At 71.2% G+C, this 24411-nt stretch carries 21 protein-coding genes; 10 read left to right on the top strand and 11 right to left on the bottom strand.

All coding sequences use genetic code 11. The annotated features are described in order from the left end of the window. Window positions 1-30 precede the first annotated feature (30 nt). Window positions 31-798, bottom strand: coding sequence for an ABC transporter ATP-binding protein (locus M6G08_RS00815; RefSeq protein WP_272585255.1), 768 nt, complete (start codon window positions 796-798; stop codon window positions 31-33). Beyond that, complete coding sequence (locus M6G08_RS00810; protein ID WP_272585254.1) at window positions 795-1310, bottom strand: PadR family transcriptional regulator; 516 nt, start codon at window positions 1308-1310, stop codon at window positions 795-797. Before M6G08_RS00810 ends, M6G08_RS00815 begins: the two co-directional genes overlap by 4 nt. A gap of 347 nt (window positions 1311-1657) precedes the next feature. On the opposite strand from M6G08_RS00810, the gene M6G08_RS00805 reads away from it, so the two are divergent. The 5 genes from M6G08_RS00805 (at window position 1658) to M6G08_RS00785 (ending at window position 8381) form a co-directional block, all read left to right on the top strand. Then, complete coding sequence (locus M6G08_RS00805) at window positions 1658-2923, top strand: ABC transporter substrate-binding protein (protein ID WP_272585253.1); 1266 nt, start codon at window positions 1658-1660, stop codon at window positions 2921-2923. Between the two features lie 169 nt (window positions 2924-3092). Continuing rightward, window positions 3093-4718: a glycoside hydrolase family 13 protein gene (locus tag M6G08_RS00800; RefSeq protein ID WP_272585252.1), complete on the top strand. Its 1626-nt coding sequence runs from the start codon at window positions 3093-3095 to the stop codon at window positions 4716-4718. A gap of 36 nt (window positions 4719-4754) precedes the next feature. Continuing rightward, window positions 4755-6083 carry an ABC transporter substrate-binding protein gene (locus M6G08_RS00795; protein ID WP_272585251.1) on the top strand — a complete coding sequence of 443 codons (1329 nt, stop codon included), beginning with the start codon at window positions 4755-4757 and terminating at the stop codon, window positions 6081-6083. Between the two features lie 13 nt (window positions 6084-6096). After that, on the top strand, window positions 6097-7461 hold the full coding sequence (locus M6G08_RS00790; protein WP_272585250.1) for an ABC transporter permease: 1365 nt from the start codon (window positions 6097-6099) through the stop codon (window positions 7459-7461). Window positions 7462-7541: 80 nt separating this feature from the next. After that, the gene (locus M6G08_RS00785; protein WP_272585249.1) at window positions 7542-8381 is read left to right on the top strand and encodes a carbohydrate ABC transporter permease; all 840 of its coding nucleotides are present in this window, start codon (window positions 7542-7544) and stop codon (window positions 8379-8381) included. Window positions 8382-8512: 131 nt separating this feature from the next. Here M6G08_RS00785 and pgl read toward each other — a convergent pair whose 3' ends face one another. From pgl to tkt, 5 genes are read right to left on the bottom strand one after another with little or no spacing between them, the layout of a single operon-like run. After that, the gene (gene pgl / locus M6G08_RS00780) at window positions 8513-9295 is read right to left on the bottom strand and encodes a 6-phosphogluconolactonase (protein ID WP_272585248.1); all 783 of its coding nucleotides are present in this window, start codon (window positions 9293-9295) and stop codon (window positions 8513-8515) included. Further along, entirely contained in the window at window positions 9292-10356 is a 1065-nt protein-coding gene (opcA, locus tag M6G08_RS00775) for a glucose-6-phosphate dehydrogenase assembly protein OpcA (RefSeq protein ID WP_272585247.1), read from the bottom strand. Before opcA ends, pgl begins: the two co-directional genes overlap by 4 nt. Beyond that, on the bottom strand, window positions 10353-11876 hold the full coding sequence (zwf, locus tag M6G08_RS00770; protein ID WP_272585246.1) for a glucose-6-phosphate dehydrogenase: 1524 nt from the start codon (window positions 11874-11876) through the stop codon (window positions 10353-10355). Before zwf ends, opcA begins: the two co-directional genes overlap by 4 nt. Before the next feature lie 2 nt (window positions 11877-11878). Next, window positions 11879-12997 carry a transaldolase gene (gene tal / locus M6G08_RS00765; protein ID WP_272585245.1) on the bottom strand — a complete coding sequence of 373 codons (1119 nt, stop codon included), beginning with the start codon at window positions 12995-12997 and terminating at the stop codon, window positions 11879-11881. 34 nt (window positions 12998-13031) lie between these two features. Continuing rightward, a complete protein-coding gene (tkt, locus tag M6G08_RS00760) occupies window positions 13032-15119 on the bottom strand; it encodes a transketolase (protein ID WP_272585244.1) in 2088 nt (695 codons plus the stop codon). A 375-nt stretch (window positions 15120-15494) separates the two neighbouring features. On the opposite strand from tkt, the gene M6G08_RS00755 reads away from it, so the two are divergent. The 3 genes from M6G08_RS00755 to M6G08_RS00745 all read left to right on the top strand — a co-directional run bounded on the left by M6G08_RS00755 (window position 15495) and on the right by M6G08_RS00745 (window position 18122). Continuing rightward, window positions 15495-16448, top strand: a complete 954-nt coding sequence (locus M6G08_RS00755; protein WP_272591215.1) for a heme o synthase — start codon at window positions 15495-15497, stop codon at window positions 16446-16448. Between the two features lie 86 nt (window positions 16449-16534). After that, window positions 16535-16882 (top strand): hypothetical protein, encoded by a 348-nt coding sequence (locus M6G08_RS00750; RefSeq protein WP_272585243.1) that lies wholly within the window; start codon window positions 16535-16537, stop codon window positions 16880-16882. An 82-nt stretch (window positions 16883-16964) separates the two neighbouring features. After that, the gene (locus M6G08_RS00745) at window positions 16965-18122 is read left to right on the top strand and encodes an amidohydrolase family protein (protein WP_272585242.1); all 1158 of its coding nucleotides are present in this window, start codon (window positions 16965-16967) and stop codon (window positions 18120-18122) included. On the opposite strand, the gene M6G08_RS00740 is transcribed toward M6G08_RS00745, so the two are convergent. The 4 genes from M6G08_RS00740 to M6G08_RS00725 form a co-directional block, all read right to left on the bottom strand. Beyond that, complete coding sequence (locus M6G08_RS00740; protein ID WP_272585241.1) at window positions 18109-19116, bottom strand: COX15/CtaA family protein; 1008 nt, start codon at window positions 19114-19116, stop codon at window positions 18109-18111. The two genes, M6G08_RS00745 and M6G08_RS00740, sit on opposite strands and share 14 nt — an antisense overlap. Window positions 19117-19171: 55 nt before the next feature. Continuing rightward, window positions 19172-19945 carry an ABC transporter permease gene (locus M6G08_RS00735; protein ID WP_272585240.1) on the bottom strand — a complete coding sequence of 258 codons (774 nt, stop codon included), beginning with the start codon at window positions 19943-19945 and terminating at the stop codon, window positions 19172-19174. 88 nt (window positions 19946-20033) lie between these two features. After that, window positions 20034-20957 (bottom strand): ABC transporter ATP-binding protein, encoded by a 924-nt coding sequence (locus M6G08_RS00730; protein WP_272585239.1) that lies wholly within the window; start codon window positions 20955-20957, stop codon window positions 20034-20036. A 300-nt stretch (window positions 20958-21257) separates the two neighbouring features. Further along, complete coding sequence (locus tag M6G08_RS00725) at window positions 21258-22046, bottom strand: AAC(3) family N-acetyltransferase (protein ID WP_272585238.1); 789 nt, start codon at window positions 22044-22046, stop codon at window positions 21258-21260. Between the two features lie 160 nt (window positions 22047-22206). On the opposite strand from M6G08_RS00725, the gene M6G08_RS00720 reads away from it, so the two are divergent. Together M6G08_RS00720 and sufB are read left to right on the top strand one after the other, a co-directional pair. Next, window positions 22207-22965: a helix-turn-helix transcriptional regulator gene (locus M6G08_RS00720; RefSeq protein WP_272585237.1), complete on the top strand. Its 759-nt coding sequence runs from the start codon at window positions 22207-22209 to the stop codon at window positions 22963-22965. After that, window positions 22962-24383, top strand: a complete 1422-nt coding sequence (gene sufB / locus M6G08_RS00715) for a Fe-S cluster assembly protein SufB (protein WP_272585236.1) — start codon at window positions 22962-22964, stop codon at window positions 24381-24383. The genes M6G08_RS00720 and sufB overlap by 4 nt, the downstream gene beginning before the upstream one ends. Window positions 24384-24411: the final 28 nt, after the last annotated feature.

Below are 24411 nucleotides of genomic sequence, written 5' to 3'. Positions count from 1 at the left end.
CGGTGCGCGCGGTGGTCGTACGCCCGCATGTCAGTCCTTGAGTTCCAGCACGGCGGACGCCCCCGGGCGGCGGCGCGGCGGCGCACCGGCGTCCAGTTCGGCGTCGTCGGCGATCCGCCCGTCGAAGAAGCTGATCACCCGGTCGGCGGAGCTGGCGAGCCGCGCGTCATGGGTGACCAGCAGGATCGTCTGGCCCCGCTGGTGGAAGCGGGACAGCAGCCGCATCACCTCGCGGGTGCCCTTGCTGTCCAGGCTGCCCGCGGGCTCGTCCGCCAGCAGCAGCGGCGGATGGTTGACCAGGGCCCGGGCCAGCGCCACCCGTTGCTGCTCGCCGCCGGACAGCTCACCGGGCATGCTGCGCTCCTTGCCGGTCAGGCCCAGCTCGGCCAGCAGCTCCTCCCGCTCGGCGCGCGCCCGCTTCGGCGGCAGCCCGGCGAGCAGGGCGGGCAGCTCGACGTTGTCGGCGACGGACAGGTCGGAGACCAGGTTGAAGAACTGGAAGACGATCCCGATCCGCTTCCTGCGCTCGACCGCCCAGCGCTTCTCGCTGTATCCGTCCGTGCACGCGCCGTCCAGCCAGAGGCGGCCGGCGTCCGGCCGCTGGAGCCCGCCGAGCAGATGCAGCAGCGTCGACTTCCCGGCACCGGACGGCCCGGTGACCGCCACGAACTCGCCCCGCCGCACGCACAGGTCCACCCCGCGTACGGCGTGCGCCGGGGCGCCCTCCCCGTGGTGCGTCTTGACCAGGCCCTCGGCGCGCAGCAAGGGAGCGGGATCGGCACTCGTGCCAGCGCTCACTCCAGCTCCTCCAGCTCTTCCTGGCACCGTTCCAGCCAGTCGAGGTCGGCCTGCAGGTGCAGCATCGCGCCCTCGATGAGGAGGTGGGCGACGCGGTTGTCCCGGTCTTCGGCGGCGGCCAGCCTCGACAGCTGCCGCATGGTGTTCAGGTACTGCCGCCGCTGCTTGTTGATCAGGGTGATCTGGTCGGCGAGCCCGGTCTGCGGAGCCAGGGCGAGCTTCATGAAGAACTCGTCCCGCACCCGCGGCTCGTCCGCCGTCTCCTCGTACCAGGCCCGCAGCTCGTCGCGCCCGGCCTCGGTGAGGTGGTAGACCTTCTTGTTGGGCCGGCTCGACTGCTCGATGTCCTCGCCCTCGATCAGCCCCGTCTTCTCGAGACGGCCGAGGGTGACGTAGATCTGGCCGACGTTCGGCTGAGGGTACGCGGAGCCCAGCAGTTGCTCAAGGTCCTGCTTCAGCTCGTAGCCGTGGGCCGGACCGCGGGCCAGGAGAGCCAGGAGGTGCAGGCGCACTCAGCCGTCCTCCCGCTTCTGTTCGAGTCCCCGGATGTGCTCCAGGCCCCTAGGGGCTGTCGTTTGGATCATGCCGCAGACGCGGGGTCTGGCACGCACATCTGCCGCGTTGTCGTCGGTTGTCAACGCTCCGCGTTGCCGCCCTCCTCCGCCTTGCAGCTGCACGCACCAGACCCCGCTCACCGGCGTTGATCAGTCACGCGTCTTCCCTGCGACCTGATCCAAACGACAGCCCCTAGTATCGCGCACACCTAACAGGTATACATGGCCTCTGACCCGGGACGAGGACGCCCGGTGCCGGTGCGTGCCAGCGGGCCCGGTGTACGAGGGTGTACAGGGAGGAACCTATGCGGTGGATCCACGCCGCCGGTAGGGGCCTCCTCGTTCTCCTCGTCGTCCTGACCGGGTACGTGGCCTCCGGCGCCCGCGCGGACGAGGGTGCCGCGAGCGGTCGCGGCCCGCTCACCCTGGCCACCGCGGGCGACCTCACCGGTTACCTCGGCCCGCTGCTGGAGGGCTGGAACCGCGCCCACCCCGGCGAACGCGTCACCCTCGTCGAACTGCCCGACTCCGCCGACGAGACCCGCGCGCAGATGGCCACCGACCTGCGCGACGGCGGACGGCACCGCTTCGACGTCCTAAACATCGACGTCAACTGGACCTCCGAGTTCGCCGCCGCCGGCTGGATACGCCCGCTGCCCCGCGACCGCTTCCCGCTCGGCACCTTCCTGCCGCCCGTCGTCGACACGGCGACCTACGACGGCCGCCTCTACGCAGTCCCGTACGTCACCAACGCCGGACTGCTCCTGTACCGCAAGGACGTCCTGGCCGCCGAGGGCGTCCCGCCGCCGCGCACCTGGACGGAGCTGGAGCGGTACGCCGAGACCATCGCCCCGAAGCACGGACTGGACGGCTACGCGGGCCAGTTCCTGCCCTACGAGGGCCTGACCGTGAACGCCGCCGAGGCCGTCTACTCGGCCGGCGGCAGCATCCTCGGTGACGAGGGCGAACGCGTCACCGTCGACTCGGCGGCGGCCCGCGAGGGCATCGGGTTCCTGGCGCGCGGGGTGCGCGAGGGCTGGATACCGCGAGAAGCGCTGGCCTACAAGGAGGAGGAGTCCAAGCAGGCCTTCCAGGACGGCCGCCTGCTCTTCCTGCGCAACTGGCCCTACGCCTACGTCAGCGCCTCCGCCCCGGACTCCGCGGTCGCCGGGGAGGTCGGCACCGTGCCGCTGCCGGGCCCCCACGGCCCCGGCACCAGCGTCCTCGGCGGCTCCAACCTGGCCGTGGGCGCCCACGCCCGGCACCCCGACTCCGCCGCGCGCCTCATCGCCTACCTCACCAGCGAGCGCGTCCAGCGCCAGGTCCTCACGCGCGGCGCGCTGCCGCCCGTGCGGGCCGACCTGTACGAGGACCCCGCGCTCATCGAGGCGTTCCCCTACCTGCCGACCCTGCGCCAGAGCGTGCTCGCCGCCGCCCCGCGCCCCAAGAGCCCGCGCTACGACCAGGTCAGCCTGGCCGTGCAGGCGGTCGTGCACGACGCGATGACCGGGCGGCAGACGCCCGAGGCGGCGGTGCGGCGGCTGGCCCGCGAGCTGGCAGCCATCTCCTAGTTACGTGTTAGGTAACGCCCGCGTCTCATCTGCGCCTGCCTTGGGGCGAAAAGTCTGCATATAAGGGCCCAACTGCTCAGTAGTCTCTGTTCCGCTCATTGACACCCTCGCGACATCGCTACCTAACATGCATGCATAACAGCGACCCCTCTACAGACAGGTTCCCGGGGTGAACAGGCACCACTGGTGGCGTGACGCGGTGATCTACCAGGTCTACGTCCGCAGCTTCCTCGACAGCACCGGCGACGGCGTCGGCGACCTCGCCGGTGTCCGGGCCGGACTGCCGTACCTGCGCAAACTCGGCGTGGACGGGATCTGGCTGAGCCCCTTCTACCCCTCGCCTCAGCACGACCACGGCTACGACGTCGCCGACTACCGGGGCGTCGACCCGCTCTTCGGCGACCTCGAAGAGTTCGACGCGCTGGTCGCCGCGGCCCGGCGCCTCGGCATCCGGGTCCTGCTCGACATCGTCCCCAACCACTGCTCCAGCGAGCACCCGTGGTTCCGCGAGGCCCTGGCCTCCCCGCCCGGCAGCCCGGCCCGCGCCCGCTTCCACTTCGCCGACGGCCGCGGACCCGACGGCGACGAGCCGCCCAACAACTGGCACGCCATGTTCGGCGGCCCCGCCTGGACCCGCGTGCCGGGGCCCGACGGCCGCCCCGGCCAGTGGTACCTGCACATGTTCACGCCCGAGCAGCCGGACTGGAACTGGCGCACCCCCGAGGTCGCCGCCGAGTTCGACCGGATACTCCGCTTCTGGCTGGACCGGGGCGTCGACGGCTTCCGCATCGACGTCGCCGCCGGCCTCTACAAGCACCCGGAGCTGCCCGACTCCCCGGACCCGGAGGCCGACGCCCGCACCCGCGACTCGGTCAACCCGCTCGCCTGGAACCAGCCCGAGGTGCACGACGTGTGGCGGCACTGGCGCGCGGTCTGCGAGGAGTACACCGCCCGCGACGGCCGCGAACGCCTGCTCGTCGGCGAGGTGTCCGTCCCCAGCGCCCGCGAACACGCCCGCTACGTCCGCCCCGACGAACTCCACCAGGCCTTCTTCTTCGACCTCCTCGGCGCCCCCTGGGACCCCGACGCCTTCCGCAAGGTCATCTCCGAGGCCATGCAGGACATCGCCGGCACCGGCTCCACGGTCACCTGGGTCCTCAACAACCACGATCAGGTCCGCACGGTGACGCGGTACGGCGAGCCCGCCACCGACGGCAGCGGCCTCGGCACCGCCCGCGCCCGCGCCGCCGCCCTGCTCATGCTGGCGCTGCCCGGAGCCGCGTACATCTACCAGGGCGAGGAACTGGGCCTGCCCGAGGTCGTCGACCTGCCCGACGACGTGCTCACCGACCCGATCTTCCACCGCACCGGCAGCCGTGCCCGCGTCCGCGACGGCTGCCGGGTGCCGCTGCCCTGGTCTGGACAGGCGTCCCCGTTCGGCTTCACCTCCGGCGACGGGAGTGCCAAGCCCTGGCTGCCGCAGCCCGAGTACTTCGCCGAGTACGCCACCGACCGCGCCCTGGCCGACACCCGCTCCTTCTGGCACCTCTACCGCGACGGCCTGCAACTCCGCTCCGAACTGCCCCAGCTGGGCGAGGGCACCCTGCGCTGGCTGGACACCCCGCCCGGCGTGCTGGCCTTCGTCCGCGGCGACGGCCTGGTCTGCGCCGTCAACTTCGGCACCGCCCCCACGCCGGCCCCCGTCCCCGGCGCCCCGCTGCTCACCAGCGACGGCCCCTGCCCGCCCGGCGTCCTGCCCGGCTCCACCGCCGCCTGGTGGATCGCCGACCTCTGACCTTGCTCCACCCGACCCTTCGAAGGGACATCAACGATGATGCGACGACGCACCTCCCTGCTCACCGGCTGCACCGCCCTCGTCCTCGCCCTCGGCGCCACCGCCTGCGGCGGCTCGGGGCCCGTCACGGCCGCCGGCGGCGACAAGGCGCTCAGCGGACAGTCGGTCACCGTGGCCGGCGTCTGGTCCGGCACCGAGCAGGAGAACTTCCAGAAGGTGCTGGACGCCTTCACCGAGAAGACCGGCGCCGAGACCTCCTTCGTCTCCACCGGCGACAACGTCTCCACCGTCGTCGGCAGCAAGATCGAGGGCGGCAACGCCCCCGACGTCGTGATGGTGCCCCAGGTCGGCGTGCTGGGGCAGTTCGCCGGCAACGGCTGGCTGAAGCCGCTGTCCAAGACGGCCCAGAAGTCCGTCGGCACCAACTTCGCGGACGTCTGGCAGACGTACGGGACCGTCGACGGCACCCTCTACGGCCTCTACTTCAAGGCCGCCCACAAGTCGACGGTCTGGTACAGCCCCGACGCCCTCGCCCAGGCCGGGGTCGAGCCGCCGAAGACGTACGACGAGATGCTGGAGGCCGGGCGGACCGTCTCCGACTCCGGGCTCGCCGCCTTCTCGGTCGCCGGCCAGGACGGCTGGACGCTGACCGACTGGTTCGAGAACATCTACCTCTCCCAGGCCGGACCCGAGAAGTACGACGCGCTCGCCTCCCACGAACTGAAGTGGACCGACGCGAGCGTGGTCGAGGCGCTCACCACCCTCGGCAAGCTCTTCAAGGACAAGCAGCTCGTCGAGGGCGGCCAGAAGGGCGCCCTGAACACCGACTTCCCGGGCTCCGTGGAGAAGGTCTTCGGCCCGAAGCCCGAGGCCGGCATGGTCTACGAGGGTGACTTCGTCGCCGGGGTCGCCAAGGACCAGTTCGGCAAGGAGATCGGCAAGGACGCCGACTTCTTCCCGTTCCCCGCGGTCGACGGCGGCGAGGCGCCCGTGGTCAGCGGCGGCGACGCGGCCGTCGTCCTCAAGGACGGCAAGAACTCCGAGGCCGGCATGGCGCTCCTGGAGTACCTCGCGACGCCCGAGGCCGCGGCCGTGTGGGCCGAGGCGGGCGGTTTCCTCTCCCCGAACAAGAACCTCGACCTCGCCTCCTACGGCGACGACGTCACCCGGGCCACCGCCGAGTCCCTCGTCGGCGCCGGGAACTCGGTCCGCTTCGACATGTCCGACCAAGCGCCCGCGGCCTTCGGCGGCACCAAGGGCGCGGGCGAGTGGAAGATCCTCCAGGACTTCCTGCGCGACCCCTCCGACCCGAAGGCGACCGCCGCCGAGCTGGAGGCCGCGGCGGCCAAGGCCTACAAGGGCTGAGGGCCGACCCGTCATGACCTCCACCCTGGTGAAAGAGACGAGCCCGCCCGCCGCGGCCGGTCCGGCGCCCCTGCGGCGCCCCCGGCGGCGCCGGGCGGCCGTCGCCCTGCTCTTCGTCCTGCCGGCGCTGCTCCTGCTGGGCGCGCTCGTCGTGTACCCCGTGCTGTTCTCCGTCGGCCGCAGCTTCTTCGACGCCTCGGGAACGCGCTTCGTGGGCGGCGACAACTACACCGAGATGTTCCGCGACCCGACCACCCTCAAGGCCATCCGGAACACGGCGATCTGGGTCGTCGTCGCGCCCACGCTGCTGACCGGCCTCGGCCTGATCCTCGCCGTCCTGGTGGAGAAGGTCCGCTGGGCCACCGCGTTCAAGCTGCTGCTCTTCATGCCGATGGCGGTCTCCTTCCTCGCCGCCGGCATCATCTTCCGGCTCGCCTACGACCACGACCCGGACAAGGGCGTCCTCAACGCCGCCGTGACCGGCGTGCACGACGCCTTCGCCGGCACGTCGTCCTATCCGGGCGCGCGGGCTCGGGAGGGCCAGGACGCCGGCCTGGTCAAGGGGGCCGACGGCTCGTACCGGACCGGCGCGGGCGTGTCCCCCGGCGACACGGTGGCGCTCGGCCTGGTCGGCGTGGGGCCCGACGACCTGCCGTCCGGCGCGAGGACCGCGTACGGGGCCGCGGGTCAGAACGCCGCCGACGACGAGCTGCGGGGCGTCGCCTACCTGGACTTCACGCCCGGCGGGGGAGGGGAGCAGGGCCGGGTGGACCGGCGGGAGAGCGGGCTGCCCGGGATGACGGTCGAGGCGGTGCGCGACGGCCGTACGGTCGCGACCACGACCACCGGGGACGACGGCTCCTTCCGCTTTGAGGAGCTGGCGGAAGGCTCGTACACCGTCCGGCTCCCCGCCTCGAACTTCGCCCCGCCCTACGAGGGCGTCTCCTGGCTCGGACCCGCCCTCGTCACTCCCGCGATCATCGGGGCGTACCTGTGGATCTGGACCGGGTTCGCGATGGTGCTGATCGGCGCCGGGCTGTCCTCGCTGCCGCGCGACGCGCTGGAGGCGGCGCGGATGGACGGTGCCAACGAGTGGCAGATCTTCCGGCGGATCACCGTGCCGTTGCTGGCCCCGGTGCTCACGGTCGTCTTCATCACCCTCGTGATCAACGTGATGAAGGTCTTCGACCTCGTCTACATCATCGCGCCCGGCCCCGTGCAGGAGGACGCGACGGTGCTCGCGACGCAGATGTGGCTGGTGTCGTTCGGCGGCGGCAACAACCAGGGGCTCGGCAGCGCGCTCGGCGTCCTGCTCCTGCTGCTCGTCGTCCCGGCCATGGTCTTCAACGTCCGCCGCTTCAAGAGGAGTCAGCGATGAGGAGTCAGCGATGAGGAGTCAGCGATGAGGAGTCAGCGATGAGGAGTCAGCGATGAGGAGTCAGCGATGAGGAGTCAGCGATGAACGCCGTCCGGCGGTATCTGGGCAACGGGGTCGTCCAGGCCTTCCTCGTGCTCATCGGGCTGGTGTGGATGACGCCGCTGGCCGGGCTGTTCCTGTCCTCGCTGCGGTCGTCCGAGGACACGGCGAAGGGCGGCTGGTGGACGGCCCTGGCCAGCCCCGGGCAGCTCTCCCTCGACAACTACTCCGCGCTGCTCGGCAACTCGGGCATCACCCAGGCCTTCTGGAACACGGTGCTGATCTCCGTGCCGACGACCGTGCTCGTCGTGGTCGTCGGAGCGCTCGCCGGGTACGCCTTCGCCTGGCTGGACTTCCCGGGGCGCGAGGCGGTCTTCCTGGTCGTCGTCGCGCTGCTGGTGGTGCCCGTGCAGATCGGACTGCTGCCGGTCGCCAAGCTCTTCGGGCAGCTGGGGCTGTTCGGGACGATCCCGGGCGTGGTCCTGTTCCACGTGGCGTACGGGCTGCCGTTCGCCGTGTTCCTGCTGCGGAACTACTTCGCCGAGATGCCCAAGGAGATGCTGGAGGCCGCCCGCATGGACGGGGGCAACGAGTGGCGGATCTTCACGCGGCTGGTCCTGCCGGTCGGAAAGCCGGCCATCGCCAGCCTCGCCATCTTCCAGTTCCTGTGGGTGTGGAACGACATGCTGGTCGCGCTGCTGTTCGCGGACAGCTCGTCGCAGCCGCTGACGGTGGAGCTCCAGTCGCAGATCCGGCAGTTCGGCAGCAACATCGACGTGCTGGCGCCGGGGGCGTTCCTGTCGCTGGTGGTTCCGGTGGTGGTGTTCTTCGCCTTCCAGCGGCACTTTGTGCAGGGGGTTATGGCGGGGTCGGTGAAGTGACGGCGGGGGGTGGGGCGGCGGGGAGGGGCTTAGCCCCCGCCGCCCCTTCACTTCCCGTCCCTGGGGGCTGCCGTCCCCAGACCCCCGCTTCGGCCTGGACGGCCTCGTCCTCAAACGCCGGACGGGCTGGGTCAGGCCGACGCGGGTGGGTAGAGGGATCTCGGCAGTTGTGATGCCGCCGCCGTGTCCAGGAGCCACAGGGTGCGGGTGCGGCCCCGCGCTCCGGCTGCCGGGGCCTGGACCTCGCCCGCTCCCGAGAGGGCCATCGCCACCGCGTTCGCCTTGTCCTCGCCCGCCGCCAGCAGCCACACCTCGCGGGCGGCGCGGATGGCGGGGAGGGTGAGGGAGACGCGGGTGGGCGGGGGCTTGGGAGAGCCGTGGACGCCGATGACCGTGCGGTCGGTCTCCCGGACGCCCGGGTGCTCCGGGAACAGGGACGCCACGTGCGTGTCCGGGCCGACGCCCAGGAGGAGGACGTCGAAGGACGGGACCGACGCGTGGTTCTCGGGGACCGACGCCGCGGCCAGTTCCCGCGCGTACGCGGCGGCCGCCGCCTCCGGGTCGGAGCCGTGCGGGCCGTCGGCCGCCGGCATCGCGTGCACCCGCTTCGGGTCCAGCGGCACCGAGTCCAGCAGGGCCTCCCGCGCCTGGGTGACATTGCGCTCCGGGTCGCCCTCCGGCAGGAAGCGCTCGTCGCCCCACCACAGGTCCAGGCGGGACCAGTCGACGGCGTCCCGGGCCGGGGAGCCCGCGATCGCGGTCAGCAGGCCGTTGCCGTTGCGGCCGCCGGTGAGGACCACGGACGCCGAGCCCCGGGAGGCCTGCGCGTCCACGATCTTCGTGATCAGCCGCGCCGCCGCGGCCTCGGCCATCAGCTCCTTGTCGCGGTGCACGACCAACTGGGGAGTGCTCACTTCGCCGCCGCCTTCTTCACCGGTGCCTTCTCCCGCGCCGCCTTCTTCGCGGGAGCCTTCGCGGCCGTCTCGACGGGGGCGGGGACGGCCACCGCCTCCTCCCCGTCGCCGCTCTTCCCGTCGGCCGGGCCGCCGGGCGTGTTCAGCCGGTTCACCCCGTACCGCAGCGCCGACGCGTACGTGTCGTCCGGGTCCAGGCGCCGCAGCTCCTCCGCGATCAGCTCGGCCGTCTCACGCCGCTTCAGCGCCACCGCCCGCGACGGCTGACCCTTGATGGACAGCGTCGCCAGCGAACCGTCGGCCCGGTCCAGGACGACCGGGCCGCAGTCGGTGGCCATGCGGACCGCGGTCAGGCCGGGGCCCTCGGACGCGGTGCGCTGCACCGGGACGTCCAGCCGGTCCGCCAGCCACATCGCCAGCAGCTCGCAGCTCGGGTTGTACTCCTCGCCCTCCACCTCGACCGACTGCACCTCGCAGTCGACCTGGTCCAGGGCCGCCGCCAGCATCGAACGCCACGGCGTGATGCGGGTCCAGGACAGGTCGGTGTCACCGGGCGCGTAGGCCTCCGCGCGGGCGGCCAGCTCCCGTACCGGCTCCTCGCAGGCGTAGGTGTCGGTGACCCGGCGCTGGGCCAGGGCGCCCAGCGGGTCACCGGCCGGGTCCAGCGGCGCGTTCACCGGCCACCACACCACGACCGGCGCGTCCGGCAGCAGCAGCGGCAGGACGACCGACTGGGCGTGGTCGACCACGTCGCCGTACAGCCGCAGCACGATCGTCTCGCCGGTGCCCGCGTCGGCGCCGAGGCGGACCTCCGCGTCCAGGCGGGACTTCGTACGGTCCCGGGGCGAGCGGGAGACGCGCTTGATGACGACCAGCGTGCGCGAGGGGTGCTCGTGCGCCGCGTCGCTCGCGGCCTTCAGCGCGTCGTAGGCGTTCTCCTCGTCGGTGACGATGACCAGCGTGAGCACCATGCCGATGGCCGGGGTGCCGATCGCCCGGCGGCCCAGCACCAGCGCCTTGTTGATCTTGCTGGCCGTGGTGTCCGTGAGGTCTGTCTTCATGGCCGGCGCCAGCTCCGTCCGTCTCGCTCGAGCATTTCGTCCGCCTCGACGGGCCCCCAGGTGCCGGCCGGGTACCGGGCCGGCACGCAGTGCTCGTCCCAGTACTCCTCGATCGGGTCGAGGATCTTCCAGGACAGCTCGACCTCCTCGGTGCGCGGGAAGAGGTTGGCGTCGCCCAGGAGGACGTCGAGTATCAGGCGCTCGTACGCCTCCGGGCTGGACTCCGTGAAGGACTCGCCGTACGCGAAGTCCATGGACACGTCCCGGATCTCCATCGACGTGCCCGGCACCTTCGAGCCGAAGCGGACGGTGACGCCCTCGTCGGGCTGGACGCGGATGACGATCGCGTTGGAGCCCAGCTCCTCGGTGGCCGTCGTGTCGAAGGGGGAGTGCGGGGCCCGCTGGAAGACGACCGCGATCTCCGTCACCCGGCGGCCCAGGCGCTTGCCGGTGCGCAGGTAGAAGGGGACGCCCGCCCAGCGGCGGTTGTCGATGCCGACCTTGATCGCGGCGTAGGTGTCGGTCTTCGACTTGGCGTCGATGCCGTCCTCGTCGAGGTAGCCGATGACCTTCGCGCCGCCCTGCCAGCCCGCCGCGTACTGGGCGTGCACGGTGTCGCGTCCCAGGTCCTTGGGGAGGCGGACCGCGCCGAGCACCTTGGTCTTCTCGGCGGCCAGCGCGTCCGCGTCGAAGGAGGCGGGCTCCTCCATCGCGGTGAGCGCGAGGAGCTGGAGGAGGTGGTTCTGGATGACGTCGCGGGCGGCGCCGATGCCGTCGTAGTAGCCGGCCCGGCCACCGATGCCGATGTCCTCGGCCATGGTGATCTGCACGTGGTCCACGTAGGACCGGTTCCAGATCGGCTCGAACATCGTGTTGGCGAAGCGCAGCGCCAGGATGTTCTGGACGGTCTCCTTGCCCAGGTAGTGGTCGATGCGGAAGACCTGGTCCGGGGCGAAGACCTCGTGGACGATCGCGTTGAGTTCCTCGGCCGACCTCAGGTCGTGGCCGAAGGGCTTCTCGATCACCGCGCGGCGCCAGGAGCCGTTCGTCTGGTCGGCCAGCTGGTGCTTCTTCAGCTGCTGGATGACGACCGGGAAGGACTTCGGCGGCACCGAGAGGTAGAAGGCGAAGTTGCCGCCCGTGCCCTGCGCCTTGTCCAGGTCGTCGATGGTGGCGCGCAGCCGCTCGAAGGCGTCGTCGTCGTCGAAGGTGCCCTGGACGAAGCGCATCCCCTGGATGAGCTGCTGCCAGACTTCCTCGCGGAACGGTGTGCGCGAGTGCTCCTTGACGGCGTCGTGCACGACCTGGGCGAAGTCCTCGTGCTCCCAGTCGCGGCGCGCGAACCCGACGAGCGAGAAGCCCGGCGGCAGCAGACCCCGGTTGGCGAGGTCGTACACGGCGGGCATGAGCTTCTTGCGGGAGAGGTCACCGGTGACGCCGAAAATGACCAGACCCGACGGCCCCGCGATACGCGGGAGCCGTCGGTCTGCGGGGTCACGCAGCGGGTTGCTGCTTGACAATTTTAGTCCTCCGAGGGAGCGAGGCGCTTGAGCTCTGCCTCCGTCGACTTGAGCAGGTCGTTCCAGGAGTCCTCGAACTTGTCGACGCCCTCCTTCTCCAGGAGCTGGACCACCTCGTCGTAGGGGATCCCCAGCTTCTCGACCGCGTCGAGGTCCGCGCGGGCCTGCTCGTAGGTGCCGGCGACGGCGTCACCCTTGATCTCGCCGTGGTCCTCGGTGGCCAACAGCGTCGCCTCCGGCATCGTGTTCACCGTGTTGGGCGCGACCAGGTCGGTGACGTACATGGTGTCGCTGTACGCCTTGTCCTTGACGCCGGTCGACGCCCACAGCGGACGCTGCTTGTTGGCGCCGGCCTTCTCCAGGGCGGCCCAGCGGTCGGAGGCGAAGACCTCCTCGTACGCCTGGTAGGCGAGGCGGGCGTTGGCGACGGCGGCCTTGCCGCGCAGCGCCTTGGCATCGTCGGTGCCGAGCGCGTCGATCCGCTTGTCGATCTCGGTGTCCACGCGGGACACGAAGAAGGACGCCACCGAGTGGATCTGCGACAGGTCCAGGCCGCGCTCCTTGGCCTTCTCCAGGCCGGTCAGGAAGGCGTCCATGACCTTGCGGTAGCGCTCCAGCGAGAAGATCAGCGTGACGTTGACGCTGATGCCGAGGCCGATGGTCTCGGCGATCGCCGGCAGGCCCGCCTCGGTGGCCGGGATCTTGATGAAGGTGTTGGGCCGGTCCACCAGCCAGGCCAGCTGCTTGGCCTCGGCGACCGTCGCGTGCGTGTTGTGGGCCAGGCGCGGGTCGACCTCGATGGAGACCCGGCCGTCCTTGCCGCCGGTGTTGTCGTACACCGGGCGCAGGATGTCGGCGGCGTCGCGGACGTCCGCCGTGGTGATCATCCGGATGGCCTCTTCGACCGACACCCGGCGGACGGCGAGGTCCGAGAGCTGCTGGTCGTAGCCGTCGCCCTGCGAGATCGCCTTCTGGAAGATCGAGGGGTTGGTGGTGACGCCCACGACGTGCTGCTGGTCGATCAGCTCGGCGAGGTTGCCGGACGTGATCCGCTTGCGCGACAGGTCGTCCAGCCAGATCGCGACGCCTTCATCGGAGAGGCGCTTGAGTGCGTCTGTCATGGAAAATGCATCTCCTACGTGTCGTGTGTGAGCGTCAGCGCTGGGCTGCGGCGATCGATTCCCGCGCCTGGGCGGCCACGTTCTCGGCAGTGAAGCCGAACTCCTGGAAGAGCACCTTGCCGTCGGCCGAAGCACCGAAGTGCTCCAGGGAAACGATGCGGCCGGCGTCCCCCACGTACTTGTGCCAGGTCAGACCGATCCCGGCCTCGACCGCGACACGAGCCTTCACGGACGGGGGCAGGACGCTGTCCCGGTACCCCTGGTCCTGCTGCTCGAACCACTCGACGGACGGCATCGACACCACACGCGTCGGCACACCGTCGGCCTGGAGCGCCTCGCGGGCCTCCACGGCCACGTGCACCTCGGAGCCGGTGGCGATCAGCACGACCTGCGGCTCGCCGCCCTCGGCCTCGAACAGGACGTAGCCGCCCTTGGCCGCGTCGTCGTTCGGCTCGTACGTCGGCACGCCCTGGCGGGTCAGCGCCAGACCGTGCGGCTGGCCCTTGCCGAACTCCTTCGTCCAGCGGCGCAGGATCTCGCGCCAGGCGATCGCCGTCTCGTTGGCGTCGGCCGGGCGGACCACGTTCAGGCCCGGGATGGCCCGCAGCGAGGCCAGGTGCTCGACCGGCTGGTGGGTCGGGCCGTCCTCACCGAGGCCGATGGAGTCGTGCGTCCACACGTACGTCACCGGCAGGTGCATCAGCGCCGACAGGCGGACGGCGTTGCGCATGTAGTCGGAGAAGACCAGGAACGTTCCGCCGTAGATGCGGGTGTTCCCGTGCAGCGCGATGCCGTTCATCTCCGCGGCCATCGCGTGCTCACGGATGCCGAAGTGGATGGTGCGGCCGTACGGGTCGGCCTCCGGCAGCGGGTTGCCCGCCGGGAGGAAGGACGACGTCTTGTCGATCGTCGTGTTGTTCGACCCGGCCAGGTCGGCCGAGCCGCCCCACAGCTCCGGGATCACCGCGCCGAGCGCCTGGAGCACCTTGCCGGACGCGGCACGGGTGGCGACGCCCTTGCCCGCCTCGAAGACCGGGATCTTCTCCTCCCAGCCCTTGGGCAGCTCGCCCTTGGCCACGCGGTCGTACTCCGCGGCGCGCTCGGGGTTGTTGTCCCGCCACTGCTGGTACGCCTTCTCCCAGACCGCGCGGGCGGCCTGGCCCTTCTCCAGGGCCTTGCGGGTGTGGCCGATGACCTCGTCGGAGACCTCGAAGCTCTGCTCCGGGTCGAAGCCCATGACGCGCTTGGTCGCCGCGACCTCGTCGTCGCCGAGCGCCGAGCCGTGGGCGGCCTCGGTGTTCTGCGCGTTCGGGGCGGGCCAGGCGATGATCGAGCGCATCGCGATGAAGGAGGGGCGGTCGGTGACCTTCTTCGCCGCCTCGATCGCGTCGTAGATCGCGTTCGGGTCCAGGTCGCCGTCCGGCTTCGGGGCGACGCGCTGCACGTGCCAGCCGTAGGCCTCGTACCGCTTGCAGGTGTCCTCGGAGACGGCGGTCTCGGTGTCGCCCTCGATCGAGATGTGGTTGTCGTCCCACAGCAGGACCAGGTTGCCCAGCTTCTGGTGGCCCGCCATCGAGGACGCCTCGGCGGAGATGCCCTCCTGGAGGCAGCCGTCACCGGCGATGCAGTAGACGAAGTGGTCGAACGGCGACTCGCCCTCGGGAGCCTCCGGGTCGAACAGACCACGCTCGTAGCGGGCGGCCATCGCCATGCCCACCGCGTTGGCGACACCCTGGCCCAGCGGACCGGTCGTGGTCTCCACGCCGGTGGTGTGCCCGTACTCCGGGTGGCCGGGGGTCTTCGAGCCCCACGTCCTGAAGGACTTCAGGTCGTCCAGCTCCAGGCCGAAGCCGGCCAGGTACAGCTGGGTGTAGAGGGTCAGGGACGAGTGGCCGGCGGACAGCACGAAACGGTCGCGCCCGACCCAGTCCGCGTCGGCGGGGTCGTGCCGCATCACCTTCTGGAAGAGGGTGTAGGCGGCGGGCGCCAGGCTCATCGCCGTACCCGGATGGCCGTTGCCAACCTTCTGTACGGCATCGGCGGCCAGGACGCGGGCGGTGTCCACGGCCCGCTGGTCCAGTTCGGTCCACTCGAGGTCTGTGGTGGTCGGCTTGGTGCTCACCCTGAGTCAGGGCTCCTCTCCACATGTCGGATGCCGGTGCGCGTGGCGCCCACCGGCTGCCGGCGCGTCCGTGAGATCGGCCGGCCGCTGCTGAGCCTACCCCCGTAAGTACGTGCGTTTTTCCGCTGGAAACCAGACTGCCGGGACTCTTCACGATCCGCCTGTCGACTGGGCGAAACCGCATTCGGCAAGTGAATACGGAGGCGCTCATCTGACCGCTCAATCGACTCGTCCGGCGCACGTCGGAGCACCCTTCTCAACACGACCCCACCCCCGCGAAGGCCGAGGTACGGCCAACGTCTAAAGTGGCGTGGTACGCGCGAGCCTTTACCGCCACTTCACACGGGGAGGCTTGCTGGGATGTCTCTGTCAGGGGTGTGCGTGACGGCCGTTGAATCCCGTCCTGCGGGGGTAATCGGGACGAGCCAGAGCCCGAGTCACCGGCCGTTCGGGGCCCGTGTCAAGGCGTTCGTGGCATTGACCAAGCCGCGGATCATCGAACTTCTGCTGATCACCACCGTTCCGGTGATGTTCCTCGCCGAGCAGGGTGTTCCGAATCTGAAGCTGGTGCTGCTGACCTGCGTCGGCGGCTACCTTTCCGCGGGCGGCGCCAACGCGCTGAACATGTACATCGACCGTGACATCGACGCGCTGATGGACCGCACCTCGCAGCGGCCGCTGGTGACCGGCATGGTCAGCCCGCGCGAATGCCTCACCTTCGGCATCACCCTGGCGATCGTGTCGACGCTGCTGTTCGGTCTCACCGTGAACTGGCTGTCGGCCTGGCTGTCGCTCGGCGCGCTCCTCTTCTACGTCGTCGTCTACACGATGATCCTCAAGCGCCGCACCTCGCAGAACATCGTCTGGGGCGGCATCGCCGGCTGCCTGCCGGTGCTCATCGGCTGGTCGGCCGTGACGAACTCGATGTCCTGGGCGCCGATCATCCTCTTCGGGGTCATGTTCTTCTGGACGCCGCCGCACTACTGGCCGCTGTCCATGAAGGTCAAGGAGGACTACGCGCGCGTCGGCGTGCCGATGCTCCCGGTCATCGCCTCCAACAAGGTCGTCGCCCGGCAGATCGTCATCTACAGCTGGGTGATGGTCGCGGTGTCGCTGCTGCTGACGCCGCTCGGCTACACCGGCTGGTTCTACACGGCGGTCGCCCTGCTGGCCGGCGGCATGTGGCTGTGGGAGGCGCACGGCCTGCAGAACCGCGCCAGGGCCGAGGTCACGGGCGGCAAGCTCAAGGAGATGCGGCTCTTCCACTGGTCGATCACCTACGTGTCGGTGCTCTTCCTGGCGATCGCGGTGGACCCCTTCCTGCGCTGAGGACTCTTCGGACGGGCGGGGTGCGTGGCCAAGGCCACGCACCCCGCCCGTCGCCGTTCGATCTACCCGTCGGTAGCATCCTGTCCATGGCAGACACGCAGCAGTCGGACACCCAGCAGGCTGACGCGAAGGCGGAGCGCGAGAGCACGCGCCTCGCCCGGCGGATCGACTCCTTCTCCAAGGCGCACGGCGGTGCCGAGGGCCAGGTGGCCTACCTCGGCGAACGCGGCGCCCGGATCGTGCTGGTCGGCGAGGACGGCGCCTGGGGGGACGTGGTCGCGCGCTCCTGCGAGACGGCGCGCAAGGCCGTGGAGAAGTCCGGGATCACCGTCCACGAGGACTTCGACGGGGAGTTCGCGGCCAAGGTGACGACGGGCCGCTACGAGTGGTCCCGCATGGCCGGTCTCCAGATCGGCGGCCCGAGCAACACCTGAGACCGGGTTCACCCGTTAGGACCGTAGGAGGCCGCACGGCGTACGAGCCGTGCGGCGCACGGTCCGACCGCGGGGAGTCCGGATGATCGAAACGCCGTCCCTGGTGGACCAGTACTGCCACGGCGTCCTGAGAACGGAGCTGGGCCTCGGCACCTTCGAGGCCCAGCTGGCCCGCACCGAGGGCCCGCCCGCCCCGGGCACCACCCTCTTCGACACCCAGACCGGCTTCGCGGTACGCCGCTGGTGCCCGCCCCTGCTCGGCCTGGAACCGCACTGCCCGCCCGCCCGCTACCTGGCCCGGCGCCGCGAGCTGGGCGTCCTCGAGGCCGACCGCCGGCTGCTGCGCGGCAGCGGCATCACCACCTACCTGGTCGACGCGGGCCTGCCCGGCGACCTCACCGGCCCCGAGGAGATGGCCTCCGCGGCGGCCGCCGACGCCCACGAGATCGTGCGCCTGGAACTGCTGGCCGAGCAGGTCGCCGACACCTCCGGCACCGTCGAGTCCTTCCTCGCCAACCTCGCCGAGGCCGTCCACGGCGCCGCCGCCCACGCGGTCGCCTTCACCTCGGTCGCCGGCGTACGGCACGGTCTGGCGCTGGCGCCGGAACCGCCGGGGCCGGGCGAGGTGCGCGGTGCCGCCGCCCGCTGGCTGAGCGGGCGCGAGGTCGGCGGCGAGCTGAGCGACCCGGTGCTGCTGAGGCACCTGCTCTGGATCGCCGTGGCCGCCGGACTGCCGCTCCAGCTGCACGCCGGCCTCGGCGAGCCCGGGCTGCGCATCGACCGCACCGACCCGGTCCTGCTCACCGACTTCGTGCGGGCCACCGCCGGCCTCGGCACCGACCTGGTCCTGCTGCACGGCTACCCGTACCACCGCCACGCCGCCCACCTCGCCGGCGTCTTCCCACACGTCTACGCCGACTCGGGAGCCGCCCTGGTGCGCACCGGCGCCCGCGCGGCGACCGTCCTCGCGGAGATCCTGGAGCTGGCCCCCTTCGGCAAGATCCTGTTCTCCAGCGGCGCCCAGGGCCTGCCCGAGCTGCACGTGGTCGCCGCCCGCCTGTTCCGCGACGCCCTGGGACGGGTGCTGGGCACCTGGGTGGCCGAGGGGGCGTGGTCCCTGGGGGACGCGCAGCGGGTGGCGGGGATGATCGCGGCGGGGAACGCGGGGCGGGTGTACGGCCTGGAGGAACACGCCCCGGCGCACTTCACCGGGAACGTGAGCCCGCTCAGGCCCGGGTGAGTGTCGCCTCTACCGCCGGTCCGGGCACGTCGGCCGTGTCCTGCGGCCGCTCGCGCAGCGCCAACAGCACCCGCAGTGTCGCGATCCACACCAGGCAGGAACCGAACATGTGCAGTCCGACCAGGACCTCCGGGAGGTCGGTGAAGTACTGCACATAGCCGATGAGGCCCTGGGCGAGCAGCACCAGGAACAGGTCTCGCGTACGGGCCAGCGGCCCCTTGGGCGCGTCGACCGCCTTGAGCACGAACCACAGCGCGAACGTCAGCGTCACCACGACCCACGCCAGCACGGCGTGCGCCTTGCTCACGGTCTCCCAGTCGATCGGCATCCGCTCGACCTCGCTGGAGTCGCCCGCGTGCGGGCCCGCGCCGGTCACCACGGTGCCGACCGCGATCAGCAGCACGGAGACCACGACCAGCACCCACACCAGCTGCTGGATCGCCTTGCCGACCAGGGGACGCGGTGCCGCGTCGCCCTCCCGGGTGCGCTGCCACATCGCCGTGGCGACCGCGATCAGCGCGGTGGACAGCAGGAAGTGCGCGGCGACCGTGTACGGGTTGAGGCCGACGAGAACCACGATGCCGCCGAGGACGGCGTTGCCCATCACGATCCAGAACTGCGCCCACCCCAACCGCGTCAGGCTGCGCCGGAACGGCTTCTGCGACCGCGCGGCGATGATCGCCCAGCCGACCGCCGCGCACAGCACGTAGGTCAGCAGGCGGTTGCCGAACTCGATGACGCCGTGGATGCCCATCTCGCTGGTGTTGGTGAGCGAGTCCTCGGTGCACTTGGGCCAGGTCGGGCAGCCGAGGCCGGATCCGGTCAGGCGCACCGCGCCGCCGGTGACCACGATGACCACCGACATGACGAGTGCGGTGAGGGCCGCCCGCCGGACCGTCCGGGGGTCCGGGGTCCAGCGTGCGGCGATGAAGGCGAGCGGGTTGCGCACGGCGGCTGCGGCGTCGGCGCGGGTCACGTTTGGCACGCCGTCCATCGTAGGCGCCTGCTTGTGCACGCTTTCACGAGGGTCGGTCCCAGGCATCGCGTCCCTACTCCCAGCGGAAGAACTTCCCGGCGGCCGCGATGCCCACGACGCCCCACGCGGCGAGGATGCCCAGGTCGCCCCAGGGCATCGCGGCGCCGTGCTGGAGCACGTCCCGCAGGCCGTCCGACAGGGCGGAGATCGGCAGCAGCCCCAGCACGCTCTGCGCCGCGTCCGGGAACTTGTCCAGCGGCACGATCACCCCGCCGCCGACGAGCAGCAGCAGGAAGACCAGGTTGGCGGCGGCCAGCGTCGCCTCCGCCTTCAGCGTGCCCGCCATGAGCAGCCCGAGCCCCGAGAAGGCGGCCGTGCCGAGGACCAGGAGCAGTAGCACGGCGAACGGGTTGCCCTGCGGCGACCAGCCCAGCGCGAAGGCGATCACGGTCAGCAGGACGATCTGGAGCACCTCGGTGACCAGCACGGCCAGCGTCTTCGCGGTCATCAGGCCCCAGCGCGGCAGCGGCGAGGCGGCCAGCCGCTTCAGCACCCCGTACCGCCGCTCGAAGCCGGTCGCGATGGCCTGCCCGGTGAACGCCGTCGACAGCACGGCGAGCGCCAGGATGCCGGGGGCGAGGAAGTCGACGGCCTCACCCGCGCCGGTGTCGACGATGTCGACGGTGCTGAACAGCACCAGCAGCAGCGTCGGGATGATCACCGTGAGGAGCAGCTGCTCGCCGTTGCGGAGCAGCATCTTCGTCTCGAGCGCGGCCTGCGCGGCGATCATGCGGCCGAGCGGCGCGGCACCGGGCTTCGGCGTGTAGGTGCCGGTGGTCGTCGTCATGAGCGCGGCTCCTTGCCGGTCGGCTCCAGGCTGTGTCTTCCCGGGGGACGACCCCCGGACCTCCGGCCGATCTCTGTGCGGACGCGGATCATGAGCGCAGCTCCCTGCCGGTCAGCTCCAGGAAAACGTCCTCCAGGGTGTGCCGCTCCACCGAGATCCGGTCCGGCATCACCCCGTGCTGGGCGCACCAGGACGTCACGGTGGCGAGGAGCTGCGGGTCGACCTTGCCGTTGACCCGGTAGGTGCCCGGCGTCAGCTCGGCGGCCGAGGAGTCGGCGGGCAGCGCCTTGAGCAGCGAGGCGACGTCGAGTCCGGGACGGCCGGTGAAGCGCAGGGTGTTCTCGGCGCCGCCGCGGCACAGCTCCTCGGGGGAGCCCTGGGCGATGACCCGGCCGGTGTCGATGACGGCGACGTCGTCCGCGAGCTGTTCGGCCTCGTCCATGTGGTGGGTGGTGAGGATGACGGACACGCCGTCGGTGCGCAGGTCCCGCACGAGGTCCCAGGTGGCGCGGCGGGCCTGCGGGTCCAGCCCGGCGGTCGGCTCGTCCAGGAACACCAGCTCGGGGCGTCCGACCACGGCCATCGCCAGGGCGAGCCGCTGCTGCTGGCCGCCGGAGAGCCTGCGGTACGTGGTCCGGCCGCACGAGCCGAGCCCCAGCCGTTCGATCAGCGCGTCGACGTCGAGGGGGTGGGCGTGGAGCTTCGCGACGTGGCGGAGCATCTCGTCTGCGCGGGCGCCCGAGTAGACGCCGCCGGACTGGAGCATCACGCCGATCCGGGGCCGCAGCTCGCCGCCCTGGCGCACCGGGTCGAGGCCCAGGACGCGCACCGTGCCGGAGTCCGGCCTCCGGTACCCCTCACAGGTCTCGACGGTGGTCGTCTTGCCGGCTCCGTTGGGGCCGAGTACGGCGGTGACACCCGCCCGGGCCACCAGGTCGAGGCCGTCCACCGCGGTCTTCGTGCCGTACCGCTTCACCAGGGCCTGGACCTGGACCACGGGCTCGCTTCGCATGGGTCACGAGTCTAGGTAGGCGGGGGAGAGACCGGGCGCGGGGGTGCGGGATCTCCTCCGGAGGGGTGGTGGCGGGGCCCGCCTGGGGCGGAGGAGGGGCGTGGTCCGTCCGCAGGGCCACGGGTGGGGAGCACGCCCCTCCGGGGCGAGTGGGCGAGAGGGCGAGTGTGCGAGAGGGTGGGAGGGCGGGCGCGGTGGGCGGTGACGGCGTACGGGCTCGTCGGCGGGGTCCGCCCGCAGCACCGGCACGCGGCGCGCGCTTCCTACGGGTCACCGCCCGGGCCGGTCGTCCCGCAGGCCTCACTCCCGCGGCCGGTGCAGCGGCAGCCACCGTTCCGCGTACGCGACGGCGTCGGCCAGCGGGAACAGACGGGTCACCGCCGCGCCGACCCGCCCGCGCAGGACGGGCCGGTCCCGTTCGAAGTCGTCGCCCAGTTCGTCGAACCGCTCGGAGGTGATCGACACCTCGGTCACCCGCTCCCAGCCCACCGGCCCCGGCCGCCCCACCTCCACCAGCGGGGAGGGAATCCGGTACTCGGCGAGGTGGAAGCCGGTGCACGCCTCGTAGCCGGCGCCGAGCAGCAGTACCCGGGCGCCCATCCGTTCCAGGGCCGCCAGGGGACTGCGCTCACCGAGCCGGCAGTCCGTCGCGTGCCCGGCGACCACCTCGGCGGCGCGCGGGCCGACGGCGGCGAACGACGTCTGCGGGTGCGCGCTGCGCAGGGCGCCCGGCCAGGTGCGCACGGTCTCGGGGATCACGCCGACCCCGCGCGAGGGCGTGATCAGCGGGTCGTAGGCGGGCATCGCGGCGCGGACGGTGTCCCACCACTGCTCGGGCACCGGCGGGCTGCGCCACAGCGCCGGGTCGGAGAGGTCGCCGGTCTGGGTGGGGACCACCAGGGTGCCGTCCGGGCCGAGCGCGTCGAGCAGGCCCTGGACCACCGCGACGGGCCCTCCGCACACCCATCCGAGGGAGCTGAGGGAGGAGTGCACGAGGAGCGTGTCGTCACTGCGCACACCCAGCTCGCGCAGTCCGGCGGCGATCGCGCCGCGGGTGACGAGTGGGCCGGTGGGAGGGGGTGCGGACATGCCGGGGAGTGTCCCGCAGGCCCGGCCCGGGCGCCACCGGATTGATCGATCAGTGATCGTTTCCGCAGGTCAGATTAGGTATGCCTAAGTGACGCAGGGCACCGTCCGGTGATCCGGTCGCGGCTTGCCCGGCTCCGAGGAATTACGCAACAATGGCGTTGTGAAAAACGTTGGCGAGGCTCCGCAGGAGGAACTCGCGACCGGTGAGCGGTCCACCCGCAACCGCGTCGCGCGCTCCATCCTGGACCACGGGCCGTCGACCGTCGCCGAGCTCGCCGGGCGTCTGGGGCTGACCCAGGCCGCCGTCCGGCGCCACCTCGACGCGCTGGTCGCCGACGACGTGGTCGAGGCCCGCGAGCAGCGGGTCTACGGCACGCGCACGCGCGGACGGCCGGCCAAGGTCTTCGCGCTCACCGACTGCGGCCGGGACGCCTTCGACCAGTCGTACGACAAGCTGGCCGCGGACGCCCTGCGCTGGATCGCCGAGCAGGAGGGCGGGGAGAAGGCGATCGCCGCCTTCGCCCGGGCCCGCATCGCCGGCCAGGCGGGCGCGTACCGCAAGGCGGTCGAGTCCGTGCCGCCCGAGAAGCGTACGGAAGCGCTGGCCAAGGCCCTGAGCGCGGACGGGTACGCTGCTGTCGCGCGGAGCGCACCCCGGCCCCAGCAGGGCGAGCAGCTGTGCCAGCACCACTGCCCGGTCGCCCACGTCGCCGAGCAGTTCCCGCAGCTGTGCGAGGCGGAGACGGAATTTTTCGCCGAGCTGCTCGGTACACATGTGCAGCGGCTCGCGACCATCGCGCACGGCGACGGGGTCTGCACCACGTTCATTCCGAAGACTTCGCACGCGCCGCCCGCGGCGCAGGCGCCCACGAACACCGATCAAGCATCTGCAAGCACGGCCGGGAGGAACCCCGCATGACTCTCCCCACGGAGACTGCTCACCCTGAGCTCGAGGGCCTGGGCAAGTACGAGTACGGCTGGGCCGACTCCGACACGGCCGGCGCCTCTGCCAGGCGCGGCATCGACGAGGACGTCGTCCGGGACATCTCCGACAAGAAGTCCGAGCCGGAGTGGATGACCAAGCTCCGTCTCAAGGGCCTCAAGCTCTTCGAGAAGAAGCCCATGCCCAACTGGGGCTCGGACCTCTCGGGCATCGACTTCGACAACATCAAGTACTTCGTGCGCTCCACGGAGAAGCAGGCGGAGTCCTGGGAGGACCTGCCCGAGGACATCAAGAACACCTACGACAAGCTGGGCATCCCCGAGGCGGAGAAGCAGCGCCTCGTGGCCGGTGTCGCCGCCCAGTACGAGTCGGAGGTCGTCTACCACCAGATCCGCGAGGACCTGGAGGAGCAGGGCGTCCTCTTCCTCGACACCGACACCGCGCTGAAGGAGCACCCGGAGCTCTTCAAGGAGTACTTCGGCACGGTCATCCCCGCCGGTGACAACAAGTTCGCCGCGCTGAACACGGCCGTGTGGTCCGGCGGCTCCTTCATCTACGTGCCGAAGGGCGTGCACGTCGAGATCCCGCTCCAGGCCTACTTCCGCATCAACACGGAGAACATGGGCCAGTTCGAGCGGACCCTGATCATCGTCGACGAGGGTGCCTACGTGCACTACGTCGAGGGCTGCACGGCGCCGATCTACAAGTCGGACTCCCTGCACTCCGCGGTCGTCGAGATCATCGTCAAGAAGAACGCCCGCTGCCGCTACACGACCATCCAGAACTGGTCGAACAACGTCTACAACCTGGTCACCAAGCGCGCCGTGGCGTACGAGGGCGCGACCATGGAGTGGATCGACGGCAACATCGGCTCCAAGGTGACGATGAAGTACCCGGCCGTCTACCTGATGGGCGAGCACGCCAAGGGCGAGACCCTGTCCATCGCCTTCGCGGGCGAGGGCCAGCACCAGGACGCCGGCGCCAAGATGGTCCACATGGCCCCGAACACGTCCTCCAACATCGTCTCCAAGTCGGTGGCGCGAGGCGGCGGCCGCACCTCCTACCGCGGCCTGATCGAGATCGGCGAGGGCGCCCCGGGCGCCAAGTCCAACGTGCTCTGCGACGCGCTGCTCGTCGACACCATCTCCCGCTCGGACACCTACCCCTACGTGGACGTCCGCGAGGACGACGTGTCCATGGGCCACGAGGCGACCGTCTCCAAGGTCTCCGAGGACCAGCTCTTCTACCTGATGAGCCGCGGCCTGTCCGAGGACGAGGCGATGGCGATGATCGTGCGCGGCTTCGTCGAGCCGATCGCCAAGGAGCTGCCGATGGAGTACGCGCTCGAACTCAACCGGCTGATCGAGCTCCAGATGGAAGGCGCGGTCGGCTAACACCGGCCGGGGGCGGCCCACCGGCCGC

The organism is Streptomyces sp. M92, from assembly GCF_028473745.1.
Classification (GTDB): Bacteria; Actinomycetota; Actinomycetes; order Streptomycetales; family Streptomycetaceae; genus Streptomyces.
Note: the sequence above shows the minus strand (reverse complement) of the source record. Positions and strands in the feature narration are given on the sequence as shown.

What these genes read in the sequence shown, in the direction of transcription:
- sufB (WP_272585236.1), top strand. Translation starts at nt 22,962, where the DNA reads ATGACTCTCCCCACGGAGACTGCTCACCCTGAGCTCGAGGGCCTGGGC.
- M6G08_RS00740 (WP_272585241.1), bottom strand. Translation starts at nt 19,116, where the DNA reads ATGGACGGCGTGCCAAACGTGACCCGCGCCGACGCCGCAGCCGCCGTG.
- M6G08_RS00795 (WP_272585251.1), top strand. Translation starts at nt 4,755, where the DNA reads ATGATGCGACGACGCACCTCCCTGCTCACCGGCTGCACCGCCCTCGTC.
- M6G08_RS00785 (WP_272585249.1), top strand. Translation starts at nt 7,542, where the DNA reads ATGAACGCCGTCCGGCGGTATCTGGGCAACGGGGTCGTCCAGGCCTTC.
- M6G08_RS00735 (WP_272585240.1), bottom strand. Translation starts at nt 19,945, where the DNA reads ATGACGACGACCACCGGCACCTACACGCCGAAGCCCGGTGCCGCGCCG.
- M6G08_RS00805 (WP_272585253.1), top strand. Translation starts at nt 1,658, where the DNA reads ATGCGGTGGATCCACGCCGCCGGTAGGGGCCTCCTCGTTCTCCTCGTC.
- M6G08_RS00725 (WP_272585238.1), bottom strand. Translation starts at nt 22,046, where the DNA reads ATGTCCGCACCCCCTCCCACCGGCCCACTCGTCACCCGCGGCGCGATC.
- M6G08_RS00730 (WP_272585239.1), bottom strand. Translation starts at nt 20,957, where the DNA reads ATGCGAAGCGAGCCCGTGGTCCAGGTCCAGGCCCTGGTGAAGCGGTAC.
- tal (WP_272585245.1), bottom strand. Translation starts at nt 12,997, where the DNA reads ATGACAGACGCACTCAAGCGCCTCTCCGATGAAGGCGTCGCGATCTGG.
- M6G08_RS00790 (WP_272585250.1), top strand. Translation starts at nt 6,097, where the DNA reads ATGACCTCCACCCTGGTGAAAGAGACGAGCCCGCCCGCCGCGGCCGGT.
- M6G08_RS00750 (WP_272585243.1), top strand. Translation starts at nt 16,535, where the DNA reads ATGGCAGACACGCAGCAGTCGGACACCCAGCAGGCTGACGCGAAGGCG.
- M6G08_RS00745 (WP_272585242.1), top strand. Translation starts at nt 16,965, where the DNA reads ATGATCGAAACGCCGTCCCTGGTGGACCAGTACTGCCACGGCGTCCTG.
- opcA (WP_272585247.1), bottom strand. Translation starts at nt 10,356, where the DNA reads ATGAAGACAGACCTCACGGACACCACGGCCAGCAAGATCAACAAGGCG.